11 protein-coding genes are annotated in these 16,361 nt (G+C 53.5%); 4 read left to right on the forward strand and 7 right to left on the reverse strand.

The window, feature by feature from the left end; genetic code table 11:
• Nucleotides 1-17: 17 nt before the first annotated feature.
• Complete coding sequence (locus OGY67_RS18005) at nucleotides 18-1,490, reverse strand: apiosidase-like domain-containing protein (protein WP_174770587.1); 1,473 nt, start codon at nucleotides 1,488-1,490, stop codon at nucleotides 18-20.
• Between the two features lie 403 nt (nucleotides 1,491-1,893).
• Between OGY67_RS18005 and OGY67_RS18010 the strand changes: the two genes are divergently transcribed.
• On the forward strand, nucleotides 1,894-3,240 hold the full coding sequence (locus tag OGY67_RS18010; protein WP_063940731.1) for a glycoside-pentoside-hexuronide (GPH):cation symporter: 1,347 nt from the start codon (nucleotides 1,894-1,896) through the stop codon (nucleotides 3,238-3,240).
• Nucleotides 3,241-3,337: 97 nt separating this feature from the next.
• Here the strand turns inward: OGY67_RS18010 and OGY67_RS18015 are convergent, their stop codons facing one another.
• The 6 genes from OGY67_RS18015 to OGY67_RS18040 all read right to left on the reverse strand — a co-directional run bounded on the left by OGY67_RS18015 (nucleotide 3,338) and on the right by OGY67_RS18040 (nucleotide 10,640).
• Nucleotides 3,338-4,426, reverse strand: coding sequence for an ABC transporter permease (locus tag OGY67_RS18015; RefSeq protein WP_234692192.1), 1,089 nt, complete (start codon nucleotides 4,424-4,426; stop codon nucleotides 3,338-3,340).
• Between the two features lies 1 nt (nucleotide 4,427).
• Nucleotides 4,428-5,954: a sugar ABC transporter ATP-binding protein gene (locus OGY67_RS18020; RefSeq protein ID WP_234692191.1), complete on the reverse strand. Its 1,527-nt coding sequence runs from the start codon at nucleotides 5,952-5,954 to the stop codon at nucleotides 4,428-4,430.
• Nucleotides 5,954-6,562 carry a DUF2291 family protein gene (locus tag OGY67_RS18025; RefSeq protein WP_032942646.1) on the reverse strand — a complete coding sequence of 203 codons (609 nt, stop codon included), beginning with the start codon at nucleotides 6,560-6,562 and terminating at the stop codon, nucleotides 5,954-5,956. Before OGY67_RS18025 ends, OGY67_RS18020 begins: the two co-directional genes overlap by 1 nt.
• 11 nt (nucleotides 6,563-6,573) lie before the next feature.
• A complete protein-coding gene (locus tag OGY67_RS18030; RefSeq protein ID WP_032942648.1) occupies nucleotides 6,574-7,515 on the reverse strand; it encodes a D-ribose ABC transporter substrate-binding protein in 942 nt (313 codons plus the stop codon).
• A 117-nt stretch (nucleotides 7,516-7,632) separates the two neighbouring features.
• Entirely contained in the window at nucleotides 7,633-8,295 is a 663-nt protein-coding gene (gene entD, locus OGY67_RS18035) for an enterobactin synthase subunit EntD (RefSeq protein ID WP_032942649.1), read from the reverse strand.
• Between the two features lie 50 nt (nucleotides 8,296-8,345).
• Entirely contained in the window at nucleotides 8,346-10,640 is a 2,295-nt protein-coding gene (locus OGY67_RS18040; protein WP_286574337.1) for a TonB-dependent siderophore receptor, read from the reverse strand.
• A 253-nt stretch (nucleotides 10,641-10,893) separates the two neighbouring features.
• Between OGY67_RS18040 and fes the strand changes: the two genes are divergently transcribed.
• From fes to entF, 3 genes are read left to right on the forward strand one after another with little or no spacing between them, the layout of a single operon-like run.
• Nucleotides 10,894-12,111 carry an enterochelin esterase gene (fes, locus tag OGY67_RS18045; RefSeq protein ID WP_286574338.1) on the forward strand — a complete coding sequence of 406 codons (1,218 nt, stop codon included), beginning with the start codon at nucleotides 10,894-10,896 and terminating at the stop codon, nucleotides 12,109-12,111.
• A 30-nt stretch (nucleotides 12,112-12,141) separates the two neighbouring features.
• Nucleotides 12,142-12,360 carry an MbtH family protein gene (locus OGY67_RS18050; RefSeq protein ID WP_032941816.1) on the forward strand — a complete coding sequence of 73 codons (219 nt, stop codon included), beginning with the start codon at nucleotides 12,142-12,144 and terminating at the stop codon, nucleotides 12,358-12,360.
• Nucleotides 12,357-16,247, forward strand: coding sequence for an enterobactin non-ribosomal peptide synthetase EntF (gene entF, locus OGY67_RS18055; protein WP_234692188.1), 3,891 nt, complete (start codon nucleotides 12,357-12,359; stop codon nucleotides 16,245-16,247). Before OGY67_RS18050 ends, entF begins: the two co-directional genes overlap by 4 nt.
• Nucleotides 16,248-16,361: the final 114 nt, after the last annotated feature.

Genomic DNA, 16,361 nt, shown 5'->3' on the forward strand with positions numbered 1-16,361 from the left:
GGGGCTGGCTGTAGTTATCAGAGTTTTATTAAGCGTAGAGCAATCCATGGCTTAGCCGGTAGATCCAGCTTGTCACCGTGTTGAATAACCCCCGCAACCGGCGTGATCGTCATGGCCCAGGTATCAATGATATCGACCTTCCACGTCGTATTCTCCGGCAACATAGTCATCATCTTGTAGGCAGGGCAATGATCGCCAAAATAGAACAGTCCCCAGTTGCCCTCGCAGCTTATCCCCATCGACGTATCCCAGTGGCTACCCCACGGGAGCGGTGTCAGGCGTTTGGCTTGTCCTTCCTCAAGGATGTTGCGCAAAAAAGCGATGCGCGGGATGCTTGTTCCTTTGAGCGTGCCGCCATGTGACCACCAAATAATCTCATCTTCATTCAGGTATGTTTCGCCGTGAGTGACATAGCCGCCGAGTATTACGCCATGCCAGAACAATGCAGTCATTTTTTCTCCGGTGATATTGCCCCAGCCGAGATCGACATTGCCTTCATAGCAGCATTCGTCAATGACAATGGGTTTGGCAAATGTCTGCCGCCATTCCGGGACAAAGTGCATATCGTGGTGCTGGATGCTGGCGTGGGTGAGCGCGGGATTGTGATGATCGTACCAGTGCGCATTTGAGCGGTAGTGGATCGGCGGGTTGTGCCAGTTATGAATGGAGATCATGTGCGAAGAGGGATCCTCGCGTTTGATTTGCGCTATGGCGGCATCCCAGAAAGACATCGGTTTTTCTTTCAGCAGGTCGAACTCATTGGCCAGCGACCACCAAATATTTTTAAACGATGCGAGGCGTGCCACCACGTAGCGGAGATAGCGGCGATCGGTCTCCTGCGACATGGCGGAAAATCCCCAGCGGTCGTACGGATGAAAGAGGATCAAATCCACCTCAATATTCAGTTCATCCAGCTTTTGTATTTGACTCTCCAACTGGGCAAAAAAGGTGGTATCGAAGCGGGTAAAATCAAATCCCTGGTCGAGGGTACCCGGAAAGGGGAAGCGCATCGGTTCCTGCAGATTGTAGCGATAGTGTTTAGGAAATACGCACATGCGGATTTTATTGAACGGACTCGCCGCCAGCGATGCCAGCGTTTGTTGCTGTATATCGTCCGGTTGGTAATTCCAGACGTAGGCCGTGGTGCCAAAAGGATAAAACGCGTTGCCATTGGCATAGCGGAAGTGCCCGTCGCCATCACGCTGTACCGGGCCGGTTAACTGTGTTTCAGGGACGCAGGTAAACGTTCCTTCGACAGGGGACTGCGAAGGAATATTTGAGCTGATGCGATAGTGCCAGACGCCGGGGATATCCGGCATAAAGCGCAGTATGAACTGACCGTTACCGTTGTAAAAGCCCCAAACCGTGCGGGATTCTTCGCCGCAGGTAAAGGTGGCTGATAGCTCGGTGTCGGTAAAATGGCGAGGATCGTCAACGTCCGTGACCTGATACTCAAACCGCCCCCACAGGGCAATACTTTGTTCGCTCATAGCACTTCTCCTTTGGAATATATATTCCATTATGATTTTATATTCACGATGAGAGTAAGGGAGGTTACCGTTAACATTCCACTGTCAAGGCGAAAAATGAGCATGCGATCACAAAAACGCCGCCATTTCTGCTGATTACTGTGAGGTTTTTACTGTGAGACTGAAAGGAGTAAGCGTTATCTGAATGACGAGAGAAACGGCCAGCCAGCATAAACGTCTTGTTTATTAATAAGATGACATTTCGCCACTAGATGACGGCGCGCTTAGGAGCAAAAGAATGAGGTTAATTGTGATACTGGTAACAATGTCACGACTAACCACTTGCCAGCGCTAAATTCGTGGGCTTAACCTTTGCGTGAATAGTAATTCGATAATGAATATATATTCATAAAGAGGGTTTCTCATGAAGCAACAGCATAAATTGAGTATCAAAGAGAAGATCTGTTATGGGTTAGGTGATTCGTCAGCGAACATTTTTCTTGGGATGACGATGATGTTTTTGCCCTATTTTTATACCGATGTTTTAGGGATTTCGGCAGCGGCGATGGGGATATTGTTTATTGTTGCCCGTCTGGTTGATGCCTTCTATGATCCATTTATCGGTAATATCTCCGATCGCACGCGGACAAAGCACGGCTCGTATCGTCCTTTTTTGCTCTGGTTGGCGATCCCTTACGGTATTTCCTGTTTTTTAGTCTTTCTGGCGCCGGACTTTTCACCCACTGGAAAGCTAGTCTATGCAGTGATTACCTATCTATTTCTGATCCTGATGTATGCCTCCACGGTAGTGCCGTATGTGGCGTTGTTGACGACACTCACCGCCGATCCCATGGATCGTTTAAGCGCCAACTCCTGGCGTTTCCCACTGGCTAAGATGGCCTTTCTTATCTGCTCAATGGTAGTGCCGATTTTCGTCGCCTGGTATGGAAAAACCGATGAAGCACGCGCCTACATGATGGCGATGAGCTTTATTGCCGTGCTGGCCACGGCGTTTATGCTGCTCTGTTTCTGGGGAACAAAGGAGCGATATCAGGTTAGCGTGGAGACCGATAAAGTCCCGTTTACCAAACAACTGGGAATTATGCTGAAAGCGAAACCGGTGGTTGTTTTCTATCTGTTCAAAATTACCAGCTCCATTGCTTTTGTAATTAAAGGCAGTGTGACTATTTATTTTGTGAAGTATTTCCTGAATCGTGGGGATGGCTTTGTTTCTGGTCTGCTTTCGGCCACAGCGATTGCGGGGATCATTGCGCCGATGATTGCTATTCAACTGATTAAGCGCAACAAGCTCTCGAAATTAGGTACGCTGAAGGTGGCGCAACTGGGCGGTGGCGTGGCGGCATTATGTCTCTATTTCGTTAACCCTGAACAAATCTCACTGGCATGTGTTCTACTGGTGCTGTCGGTATTGATGGCTGAACTTGGCTCGATTACTGCCTGGGCGCTGCCTTCTGATTGTGCCGACTATTGTGAAGACAAATCCGGCGTCAGAATGTCTGGGGCTGTCGCTGCCGGTACGCTCTTTTCGATGAAGGTTGGTCTGGCACTGGCGGGTGGGATGGTTGGGCTAGTGCTCTCCCTTAGCGGTTACAAAGCGGGTGAGGCGGTGTCATCGGAAACGATGACGGCGATTATGTTCTTAATTGCCGGGATTCCTGCCATTTTCCATGCCATTAGTTTGGGGTTGCTGATGATGTTTAAACTGGATGATAAGGTTTCGGCAGGGCAGGCTGAAGCCGTCATGAAATAAAATTTCCCCACTGCCGGATGGCGGTGCATTATCAGGCCCATATGTCATACACGACCTACGCCTGATAAGCGCAGCGCCATCAGGCGTAATTTCAGGGCTACTGACTTTCCAGCGCCGCCTTTTGCGCAACCACTGCGGCTTTTTGCTGCATCCGGTTTTGCATCTGGTCGATAATGACCGCGACAATAATCACGATGCCCTTAATCACCATTTGCCAGAATTCGCTGACGCCCATCATCACCAGACCATCGGCCAGAAAACCGATAACGAAAGCGCCAATCAACGTGCCTAAGATGGTGCCTCGACCACCGGCCAGCGACGTACCACCAAGTACAACGGCGGCAATGGCGTTCATCTCAAATGCTGTACCATTGGCCGGATGACTGGCGGAAAGTTGTGCTGAAACAACTATTCCGGCAATTGCAGCGCATAGTCCGGACAGGGTGTACACCCAGATTTTTACCTGCCTCACTTTTACCCCGGACAGTTCAGCAGCGCGTTCGTTATCGCCGATAGCGTACACGTGGCGGCCAAAGGGCAGACGGCGGGCAACGTAGGCAATAACCAGCGCTAGCACAATCATCATCCAGATGGCCCACGGAATACCAAACAGAGTTCCCGCGCCAATTTCATCAAAACCGGTGTTACCCAACTGTGGATTGCCGGAAAGCCCGGGGAATGTTTGTCCGTCAGAGGTCAGCATCGCCGCGCCGCGCAATACGTACATGGTGCCCAGCGTACAAATAAAAGGTGCGACGTTATAGCGCGTAATAATCCAGCCATTTGCTGCGCCAATCAATCCGCCAATCAGCAGTACGACAGGTACAATCACCCAGACGCTGGGGAAGATAGCGATGCCAAACATGGGTAATACAATGCCTTTGGTGATCAGCCATCCGGCAATCATGCCGCACAGCCCAAGCGTAGCGCCAATCGAGAGATCAATGCCGGCAGTAATAATGACGAAGGTGATTCCCAGCGCCAGAAACGCGTTAATGGCGATGTGCTTGATCATAATGACCATGCTGCCGCCAGAGAGGAAACCGGGGACGGTGAAGGCAAAAAATCCGACGATCAGAAACAGCGCAATAAAGGTACGTAATTTCAGGATCAGCAGCAGGATATTTTCCCGCGAGAAGGTGACACCGGCTCGCGGTGCGACGACGGCAGATTGTAGTGTTTTCATGTCAGAACCCCTGAGCACTTGCGGTGACCAGCGCCGATTCTTCGGCACGATCGCGAATAATATCGGCCGTGAGCTTGCCGCCAGACATCACCAGAATGCGGTCAGATACCGCCATAATTTCTTTTAAATCCGAGGTGGAGAAGACAACGGCAATACCCTGTTGTGAGAGCTGTACCATCATACGAAACACATCGGCCTTCGCGCCAACGTCAATGCCGCGTGTGGGCTCATCAAGGAACAGAATTTTGGGATTGGTAAGTAGGGAGCGGCCAATCACCACTTTCTGCTGGTTACCCCCGCTCAGAGCCTGGATTTCAACATCCGGTGAGGACACTTTGATCGACAGATTACCAATTGTGCTGGCGACGACGGCCTCCTCATCTTTGCGGGCGATGGCAAAACCGCGCTGCAGGCGACGCCACAGGCTGGCAATAGTCAGATTGCTGGCAACCGAAGAAATGGGAAAAATGCCTGTGCGCTTGCGATCTTCCGGTACCAGACTCATTCCCATACGAATGCGGTCGGCGGTGGTTAAGCGCTGTGGAACTGGCTTGCTGTCGAGCCACAGTTTACCGAGGTAGTTGCGCTCAGTACCCAGCAAGCACTCGAACAATTCGGTTCTTCCGGCCCCCATCAGTCCATAGATACCGACAATTTCGCCCGCGTGGACGTTAAAGGTGACGTCGTTGACCACCGCATTGCCAGCGGCATTGACGCAGGTAATATGTTCCGCTTCGAGAACCGGCGCGCCGAACGTGCGACCTGGCTCAAGAAAATTACTCACCGGGTCGCTGCCCAGCATTTCACGCACAATCCACGGCACATCGATATCGCTAACTCTGGCTTCGGCCTGGAATTTGCCATCGCGTAAAATGGTGATCACATCGCCAATCGCCATCAATTCTTCGAGTCGATGAGAGATGTAGATTATCGAAACGCCCTGGCGAGTCAGTTCGCGAATCACGCGAAACAGGATCTCGACTTCGGTTTTACTCAGCGCCGAGGTGGGTTCGTCGAGGATTAGAATGTCAGCGTCCTCCGCCAACGCTTTGGCGATTTCAACCAGCTGTTGCTGTCCAACTTTGAGATTGCCGACCAGATCGCGGGGTGAAATGGGCTGATCGAGTCGGGTTAGCAGCTCCGCAGTACGCTTCTCCTGTTCGGCCTCATCAATGGGGGTCATGCCTTTTTGGATCTCCCGGCCAAGGAAAATATTTTCCGCGACGGTGAGATTCTCAAACAGGTTAAGTTCCTGATGCACCATACCAATCCCGTGCGCCGCGGCGTCCCGGGTATTGGCGAAGCGAACAGGGTTGCCATTGAGCGTCATCTCGCCGCTGCTGGGCTGCTGAACACCGGCGAGGATCTTCATCAGCGTGGATTTCCCCGCACCGTTTTCGCCAATAATCACGTTGACCTTACCGCGCCACACCTGATAATCCACGCTGTCCAGCGCAATCGTGCCGGGAAATAGCATTGAGATGGCATGTGTGCGCAGGATGATGTCCTCTGCTGAGGAATTATTCATCAGTGTGCCTCCTGTTCCAGCGCTAACGCTGCCGCGTTTTCCGCTTTTCCTGCATTCAGCGTTACGGCGAACAGTACCGTGGCACGCTTCCCTTGCCAGCTTTCGTCCACTGCGGGCAAGTGTTTTACCGCTTCGCGGTTATACGCCCGGGAAAGCTGGGCAAACTGAACCTGGTTAGTGAAGTCTTCAAACTTAAAACCACTCGCATCGCGAATGGCATTGCCGCGCATCACCGGGCCTATTTGGATGGTGACAGGGGCGTCATTGACCCTCATCACAATGCTTTTCTCGCGCGCATTGGTGGTATCGACGTTCTCAATCTGACTGGTCAGGCGCACAAATACGCTCTCGGCGGTAGGTGAGGGCGTCTTCAGGCGTGCGCTCAGCGCTGACGCATCCAGAGCGTGTTGCTTTGCCGCATCCAGGACGCGGGATTGCCAGGTTTGTTGCGCGATCTGCTCGGGTGTTTGATTGTCGAAACTGGCTTTGGCCTGTGGGTCGGCCGGGATGATGGGGTTGCCGTTTTCGTCGAGGTCAACTACCGTGCAGGCCGTCAGCAACAGGGTGGCGCACCCAACCAGTGCAGCACCCCATTGTGTTAACGACATAGTGCCTCCGCTTAGTGGCTCAGGTTGAATTTACTCAGCTTGCTGGCATTGGTTTCATCAATCAGCACGCAATCCATGAGCTGTTTTTCTTCTTTCTGCGCTTTGCCGTTTTTCAGGTAGTAATCAGCCTGCTCAACCGCCATTTGTGCCTGCTGCCAGCCGGGCTGAAGGACGGTCGCTTTAATGTTGCTCTTGTTGATGATGGAATCTCGGGTGTAGTCGCTGCCGTCAAAACCCACCACGATGACATTGTTTTTCCCAGCAGCCTTCAGGGCAGCTTCTGCGCCCAGCGCCATGGTGTCGTTGCCGGAAATGACGCCGACGATATCAGGGTTGGTTTGTAAAATAGCTTCCATACGGGTAAACGCTTCAGTTTGGCTCCAGTTCGCCGTTTGCTGGGCGACCATTTTCATATCCGGATAGTCGTCGAGCACATCGTGATACCCCTGTGAGCGCACATGTGCGTTGGTGTCGGACTGGCGTCCCAACAGCTCAACGTACTTGCCTTTTCCATCCAGTAGTTTGGCGAATTTCTCTGCGCCGAGCTGCGCGCCCTGGTAGTTGTTCGACACGATTTGCGCGACTGCGATGCCGGTCTTATTAATTTCACGATCGATGAGGAATGCAGGCACGCCCGCCGCTTTGGCTTTTTCCAGTGGACCAACGGTGGCATCGGCGCCCGCGTTATCGAGAATGATGGCTTTCGCTTTTCGGGCTATGGCGGTCTCAATCAGTTGGTTTTGTTTATTGACATCATCATCATGAGAGGCGACCAGCGTGGTATATCCCAGCTCTTTCGCTTTGGCGACCGCGCCGTCGGCTTCGGCTTTAAAGAACGGGTTGTCGTGTGAAGGGGTGATAATCGCAATCAGTCCGTTGTCGGCAGCATACAGCGAACCCGATGCGGTAAGGATCGAGGCCAGTAATACGGATTTAATCAGGGTCTTGTTCATCTCTTTCTCCACTTTGAATATTTATTCAAATATGATTTATTATTCAAGTTAACGATAAGTCGAGATAATCGAACTGTCTACGATTTGCGCAGCTAATTTCTTAAAAGGAGAAAAGGATCACGATCCTGAAAGCGTGGGTGCACACAGGGTAATGATGTTTTTATCGCGTTGAAACCAATGTACGTTAATTGCCTGATTGGCGAGGTTAGGCGAAAATGATGGCATGATTTGCAATGTTAATTGCTGATTCGTGAGTGCGGTAATTTTTGCGCTGGTGAAACCTGGTAACCCGGATGCCTGAGTGGAAAACGCCTTATACAGGCTCTCCTTGGCGCTGAATGCCAGAGTTAAGGCGAGTGGAAAGGGCAATTCAGAATGATGCAAAATCGGTCGTTCGTGGTTATCGATAATACCGTCAGCCAGCTCAACTGCGGTTTGTTGCGTAAAAATAGCTTCTATATCCAGCCCAACGGGATGCGTCGATACTACCGCCAGCGCAGTTGATGCACTGTGGCTGATGCTGCCAAACAACTTTTGTGGCCACAGCGGTTGTCGCTGCCCGCCGATGCCAGGTACAGTTTTGATACCGTATTCACGTAATGCATGTACTGCGGCGATCCGCCCTGCTAAGTGTTCAGCTTTACGCTTGCGTCCGCTGGACAGAAGCTGGGCGTGGTGGGGGAGCCAGAGCAGATCGTGGTCATGGCAGCTGGCGGGATCAAACTCGACAAAATGCAGCGCGTGGTCGGCGAAGGGAAGCGATGTGTGTGTTGTACGCATGGTTGTGTATCGTTTCCCTCTCCCCGTCGCGAGGAGAGGGAACAACGCTATCAGAAGTGGGTGTTAACGCTCATATACCACGTACGACCCGGTTCGTTATAGGTGTACGCGCCAGCGCCCGCCATATAGTCGCCAGTTTTGATATCGCTGGTGGTTTGGGCATTACCTTCACGCCACAGACGTTTGTCGAAGACGTTATCCACGCCGCCGGTCAGGCTGACGTTTTTCGTCACATCCCAGGTTGCGCTCAGGCCGACGATGCTGTACGGACTCACTTCCTGGGCTGAACTGCCGGTTACTGGTTTACCCTGGTAATCATATTTCTTCGGCTGTTGTTTGCCGTACCAGGTAAAGGTGGATTGCAGCGACAAATCTTCACGCGCCTGCCAGCTCAGCGTTGAGTTCAGCGTGTATTCAGGAATAATCGACAAGCGTTCGCCGGTCTCTTTATTCTTACTTTGCAGCATGTAAGTGATGTTGTTGGTCCAGGTAACGGTTTCGCTAACCGGTACGTTCAACGTCCCTTCCAGGCCTTCCACCACAGCTTTAGGTACGTTTTCCCACTGATAGATATCGGTGTAGGTTGTTGTTTCTTTACCCGTAGTCGGGTTTTTCTGGGTAATTGACGTTCTGCTTAGCGGTACAGTCCCCGCTTCGATCTTGTTACGGTAATCGTTGCGGAACCAGGTTACGCCGGCCAGCCAACCGTCACGTTTGAACTCCAGACCAATCTCTTTGTTGATACTGGTTTCGGCCTTCAGGTCATCGTTGCCCATCATGTAGCAACCAATGCCCGTCGCAGATCCGGTGGCATAGCAGCCCTGGCCTTTGCTGTACAGAATATAGTTCGGGTTAGTCTGGTACAGGCTAGGTGCTTTATAGGCCCGTGCGATACCCATTTTCAGCGTAAAGTCGTCGCCCAGACCTTGGGACAGGTTCAGGGACGGGCTCCAGTTGTCGCCAACGACGCTGTGGTGGTCGAAGCGCAGACCCGGCGTCAACATGGTGCTGTCGGTCAGCTCCATGTTATTTTCAGCAAACAGGGAGAAAATTTCAGCCTGTGAATATGGGCTACGATCGGTGCTGCTGGCACCAGGTATGTTCCCGCCCATAAAGGTCTGGGTATTGGAACTCATGTCTTTCATTCGCTGCTGGTTCCATTCGGTACCGAGCGTCAGGTTCTGGTTAACTAACAGGTCGAATGGAATGCTAATTTCGCTGTGCAGGGTGACATCCGCCAGGTCAGTGTCGGTAAATTGATTACTGTTAAATAACCCTTCAAGGCCACCTGCCAGACCTTCACCCAAACGGGAGTTACGGGTGTGTTCGTATTGCGCCCAGTTGCTGGTGGTAATGCCGTTGTCCCAGCCGCCCTTCCACGTCAGCGCATAGTTCTGGCGGTACATACGGTTGGTTTCTTTACCGTAGTATTTTTTTACCAGCCCGTTAGTTTTGTTATCGTTGTTGGTGTTTTGAGTGTCACCCGCATACAGGTTGCCCTGACGGCTGTAGCCAGCTTCAAACTCCAGCGATTGCATTGGGGCAAAATCCCAACGCAGCAGGCCGTTGATATCTTTGTTTTTTACCCCTTCACGACCCGCAGGCATCGTATCGGCATATGACCCTGTACGTGCTGACTGGTGACCGTCGTTAATGTCCCAGGCATCGGCCTGGGTTTTGTCGAGGTTACCGTTCAGGCGGAAGCTGAAATCTCCGCCCAGCGGTCCATTCAGACTAAAGTTGGTACGCTTGGTTGAACCTTCCTCTTTGTGTTCCGGCGCGTTGAAATAGGTATTCCAGGAACCATGCCACTCATCGCCGCCTTTCTTGGTGATGATGTTCACCACACCGCCAGCTGCGCCATTGCCATAGCGTGCTGCGGCAGGACCGCGCAGCACTTCAATACGTTCAATCATTTCCGGAGCAACCCAGGCGGTATCGCCGCGGGTATCACGCTCGCCGCGCCAGCCCTGGCGTACGGAGTTACGGCTGGTAACCGGTTTACCGTCGATCAAAATCAGGGTGTTTTCTGGCCCCATGCCGCGAATATCGATCTGACGGTTGTTGCCGCGCTGTCCGCTGGTTGAGTTACCGGTCAGGTTAACGCCAGGCATGGTACGGATGATTTCCGACACATCGCGAGCGGGAGGATTCTTACGAATTTCATCAGCGGTAATGGTTGATACGCCCGGTGCCTGCAGGTTCTGCTGGGCGGCGGTAACGACGATGGTGTCTTCATGAGAGACAGCGACGCTATCGGTTTGATCTTCTGCCATTGCTGGCAGGGCTACCCCGTAAATCCCTAAATTGACCAATAAGGCCAGTGAATGAATCTTGTTGTTCATTGTATGTCCTGCTGTTCTTTTAGCCACGAGTACCAATGTGCCGTGGTGCGGCATTTGGCCTGATGTCGCCCGCATCTGCGTAAACGATCCATTCCAGAAAAAGTACGCAGCGCCAGGTCGGTTTATAAGTGGTGAAAAACTGTACGCGCTTCCCACAGCGCGACAATACGCTATTGCAAATGCAAATAGTTATCAATAATATTATCAATATATTTCACGCTAGATCATAAAATTTCACAATAAACATGGGGTTATGGTTGTGACGACGTTAAAGATGGGAAGCGAGGCGTGGTGGCAGTCAAAAAAAGGCCCGGAGTGGGAGCGTGAAGACAACGGAAATTATCGGGTAACCTTCTGGTGGCGTGATCCGCAGGGAACGGAGAAAGAGTCAGCCATTCATCACGTTTGGGTTTATATCACCGGCGTCACCGACCACCATCAAAATGCTACCCCTCAGTCGATGCGACGCATTGATGGAACAAATGTTTGGTGCTGGAGTGTTTCCCTCAGCGCCAACTGGCGTGGCAGTTACTGTTTTATCCCAACAGAGCGCAACGATATCTTTTCCTCGCTTGTGGCAGGCGAAGCGCCTGACCGAAACGTGCTGCGTGAAGGCTGGCGGCAATTGCTGCCACAGGCCATTGCTGATCCCCTTAATCCGCAGAGCTGGCGGGGCGGTCGTGGCCACGCGGTGTCTGCGCTGGAAATGCCGGAGGCACCCGTACAGCCCGGATGGGATCAACCTGAACCCCCCAAATCCCCCGCAGTGTGCCTGCAATGGCATAGCGCCAGGCTCGGCAATACGCGTCGCGTATGGGTGTTTACCACCGGTGATGCTCAACCCGAAACGCGTCCGTTGGCTATCCTGCTGGACGGACAGTTTTGGGCACAGAGTATGCCGGTCTGGCCTGCGTTGACTTCACTCACGCATCGCGGACACCTTCCTTCTGCCGTTTATCTCCTGATTGATGCCATTGATACGGCTCACCGCAGCCATGAGCTACCGTGTAATGCGGATTTTTGGTTGGCGGTGCAGGAGGAGCTATTACCACTGGTGAAGACAACGACCGCGTTTAGTGACGATCCGCAGCGCACCGTGGTGGCTGGGCAAAGTTTTGGCGGGTTGTCTGCGCTGTATGCCGGGCTGAACTGGCCCGCGCGCTTTGGCTGTGTGCTTAGCCAGTCCGGTTCTTACTGGTGGCCGCATCGCGGTGGTCATCAGGACGGGGCGATCGTCGAGCAACTGAAAAGCGGGAAGGTGAGTGCTCAGGGGCTGCGTATTGTCCTGGAAGCGGGGATCCGCGAGCCCATTATTTATCGCGCTAATCAGGCGTTATATGCCCAGTTACCTTCTGCACCACAGTCTATTTTCTGGCGTCAGGTTGATGGCGGACACGATGCGCTTTGCTGGCGCGGCGGTCTGATGCAAGGGCTAATGACGCTCTGGCAACCGCTTACCGACACGATTTAACCGGACGATGTTCCACGACAGGAGTTGAGTATGGAATTCAGTAACCCCTTCGATAATCCGCAGGGCCAGTTTTACATTCTGCAAAATCCCCAGCGTCAGTTTAGCCTTTGGCCGCAGCAGTGCTCGCTTCCTGCTGGCTGGCAAATTGCTTGCGAACCCCAATCCCAGGAAGCCTGCCAGCAATGGCTGGAAGCAAACTGGACCACGCTTACGACCGCGAACTACGTCGATGTGCAGGAGGCTCCATGACTCAGCGTTTACCTTTAGTGGCGGCTCAGCCGGGGATCTGGATGGCGGAAAAACTCTCCGCATTGCCCTCGGCGTGGAGCGTGGCGCACTACGTAGAGTTAACTGGCGAACTGGACGCGTCGTTGCTGGCGAAAGCCGTTGTGGCGGGCCTGGAGCAGGCCGATACCCTGCGGATGCGGTTTAGCGAAGATAACGGTGAGGTCTGGCAATGGGTGGATTCTGCGCTCGCCTTTGCGCAACCTGAAATTATCGACTTGCGCGCAAAATCCAATCCACATGAGGCGGCGCGTGCGTTGATGCAGGCAGACCTGCAGCAGGACATACGTGCTGATGGCAATAAGCCGCTGGTTTTTCACCTGCTTATACAGGTGGGAGAAAAGCGTTGGTATTGGTATCAGCGCTACCATCATTTGCTGGTCGATGGCTTCAGTTTTCCGGCCATTACCCGCCAGATAGCCGCAATTTATCGCGCATGGCTACACGGCGAGCCTACGCCAGACTCGCCTTTTACGCCGTTCGCCGAGGTGGTGGAAGAGTATCAACAGTACCGTCAAAGCGATGCCTGGCAACGAGACGGCGCTTTCTGGAGCGAGCAGCGAAAGCAACTCCCGCCTCCTGCTTCGCTGTCGAACAATCCGTTGCCGGGACGATCGGCCAGCGCGGATATTATTCGTATGAAGTTAACCGCGCCTGAAGGGGCGTTTCGTCGGCTTGCGGCACGTATGCCTGACGTTCAGCGTGCGGATCTGGCCCTCGCGCTGGTGGCATTGTGGCTGGGACGTTTATGCAGCCGAATGGATTATGCCGCCGGGTTTATCTTTATGCGGCGCATGGGGTCGGCGGCGTTGACCTCCACTGGACCGGTTTTAAACGTACTGCCATTTGGTGTGAGGCTGGATGCGGCAGAAAGCTTGCCTGCGCTTGCACAACGACTGGCCGGACAGTTGAAGAAAATGCGTCGGCATCAACGTTATGATGCCGAACAAATCGTTCGCGACAGCGGGCGTGCAGCAGGTGCCGAGCCGCTGTTTGGCCCGGTGCTGAACGTGAAAATATTCGACTATCAGCTGAATATTCCCGGCGTTCAGGCGCAAACCCACACGTTGGCGACAGGGCCGGTGAACGATCTTGAACTGGCGTTATTCCCGGATGAAAACGGTGGGCTGAGTATTGAAATTCTGGCCAATAAACAGCGCTACGATGCAGAAACGCTGACGCAGCATGCCTCGCGTTTAATCGGGCTTATCGAGCAGTTTGCCGACAATCCGGCGCTATGCTGCGGCGACGCCGGGATGCTGTTGCCAACAGAACATGAGCGGCTGGCGAAGATTAATCACACCACCGTGGAGATCCCGTCCACTACGCTGAGCGCGCTGGTGGTACAGCAGGCCGATAAAACGCCGGATGCCCCGGCGTTGGCCGATGCCCGCTATCAGTTTAGCTATCGCGAAATGCGCCAGCAGGTCGTGGCGCTGGCGAGCCTTTTGCGTGCACGCGGCGTCAAGCCTGGCGACAGCGTCGCCGTGGCATTACCGCGTTCCGTGTTCCTGACGCTGGCGCTGCACGGTATCGTTGAAGCCGGTGCAGCCTGGCTGCCGTTGGATACCGGATACCCGGACGATCGCCTGCGGATGATGCTCGAAGACGCGAAGCCAAAATTGTTGATCGCGACCAATGAGCAACTGGCGCGCTTTAGCGATATTCCTGGGCTGGAAAGTCTGTGCTATGACTCGCCCCTGCCAGCAGAAGATGCTGCTCCGCTGGCGCTATCTCAGCCCAATCATACTGCCTATATCATTTTTACTTCCGGTTCTACCGGTAGACCAAAAGGGGTGATGGTTGGGCAAACCGCCATCGTTAACCGTCTGCTGTGGATGCAAAATCACTATCCGCTGACCGCGGATGATGTGGTGGCGCAGAAAACACCGTGCAGTTTTGACGTCTCGGTATGGGAGTTTTTCTGGCCGTTTATTGCCGGGGCAAAGCTGGTAATGGCAGAGCCTGAGGCGCACCGCGATCCGCTGGCGATGCAGCAGTTCTTTGCCCAATATGGGGTGACGACCACGCACTTTGTTCCCTCTATGTTGGCCGCTTTTGTCGCTTCACTGACGCCGGAAACCGCGCGGGAGAGTTGTGCCTCGCTGAAACGGGTATTTTGCAGCGGCGAAGCCTTGCCTGCAGATTTATGCCGTGAGTGGGAACAGTTAACTCATGCGCCACTGCACAATTTGTACGGACCAACGGAAGCAGCGGTTGATGTGAGCTGGTATCCGGCCTGGGGGGAAGACCTTGCTGCTGTAACCGGCAACAGCGTGCCGATTGGCTATCCGGTATGGAATACCGGTTTACGTATCCTGGATGCCATGATGCGCCCGGTGCCTTTCGGCGTGGCTGGTGATTTATATCTGACGGGGATCCAACTGGCGCAAGGTTATCTGGGCCGTCCGGATCTGACAGCAAGCCGCTTTATCGCCGATCCGTTTAACGTTGGCGAACGCATGTACCGTACCGGGGATGTGGCTCGCTGGCTGGAAAATGGCGCGGTGGAATACCTCGGGCGCAGCGATGACCAGCTTAAAATTCGCGGACAACGCATTGAGCTCGGCGAGATTGACCGGGTGATGCAGCAGTTGCCTGATGTCGAGCATGCCGTTGCCCACGCCTGCGTATTCAACCAGGCGGCGGCGACAGGCGGCGATGCGCGTCAACTGGTGGGGTATCTGGTGTCACAATCGGGTTTACCGCTGGATACGTCCGCGTTGCGGGAAAAGCTGCGTGAAAAACTGCCTGCGCATATGGTGCCGACGGTTTTGTTGCAGCTGGCGGAGCTACCGCTTAGCGCGAACGGTAAACTGGATCGTAAAGCGCTGCCGATGCCGCAGTTGACGTCGCGTACTTCCGGGCGCGCACCGCGAGCAGGGACTGAAACCACCATCGCGCAGTCTTTTGCGGCTTTGCTGGGTTGCGAGGTTAATGACGTGGCGGCAGACTTCTTTGCGCTTGGCGGACATTCGTTGCTGGCGATGAAGCTGGCGGCACAGTTGAGCCGGGTTTTTGAGCGTCAGGTGACGCCGGGGCAGATTATGGTGGCCTCTACCGTTGAACAACTGAGTGCTCTACTGGAGAGCACTGATGATGAGCAGTCGCAACATATGGGATTTGAGGCACTGTTGCCGCTGCGTGAAAGTCACGGCCCAACGCTGTTCTGTTTCCATCCGGCGTCGGGTTTTGCCTGGCAGTTTAGCGTGCTATCGCGATATCTCAGCCCGCAGTGGTCGATTATAGGTATTCAGTCGCCGCGCCCGGATGGCCCTATGCAGACGGCGGAAAATCTTGATGCGGTATGCGAACATCACCTGGCAACATTGCTCTGTCAACAGCCTCACGGACCTTACTATTTATTAGGTTATTCGCTGGGCGGCACGCTGGCACAGGGGATCGCCGCGCGCTTACATGCCAGAGGAGAGACGGTTGCATTCCTCGGGCTGTTGGATACCTGGCCGCCAGAAACGCAAAACTGGCAAGAAAAAGAGGCTAATGGGTTGGATCCAGCGGTACTGGCAGAGATCGAGCGTGAACGCGAAGCGTTTCTGGCGGCGCAGCAGGGGAATGCGTCAGAGGCTTTATTTAACGCAATCGAAGGCAACTATGCCGATGCGGTTCGCCTGCTCACCACGGCACACAGCGTGCCGTTTGCAGGTCACGCTACGCTGTTCGTTGCTGAGCGCACGTTAGTACCGGGTGTCAGTCCTGAACGCAGCTGGTCGCCGTGGATATCCAGTCTGGATGTTTACCGCCAGGATTGCGCGCATGTTGATATTATTTCCCCTGCCTCATTTGAGGCAATAGGGCCTGTAATAAATGCACAGATTAATAAATCTGTGTAACAAGACGAATATTGCTATCGCGGTGATCGAACAATTCCATAATGTAAATAATATGTTATGGAATTGTTCTTTTTTATGCAGTGCAAGGAGATGAAAGGGGTGAATAAATTCCGA

The sequence above is a fragment of the Citrobacter sp. Cpo015 genome (genome assembly GCF_030333035.1).
Classification (GTDB): Bacteria; Pseudomonadota; Gammaproteobacteria; order Enterobacterales; family Enterobacteriaceae; genus Citrobacter; species Citrobacter portucalensis.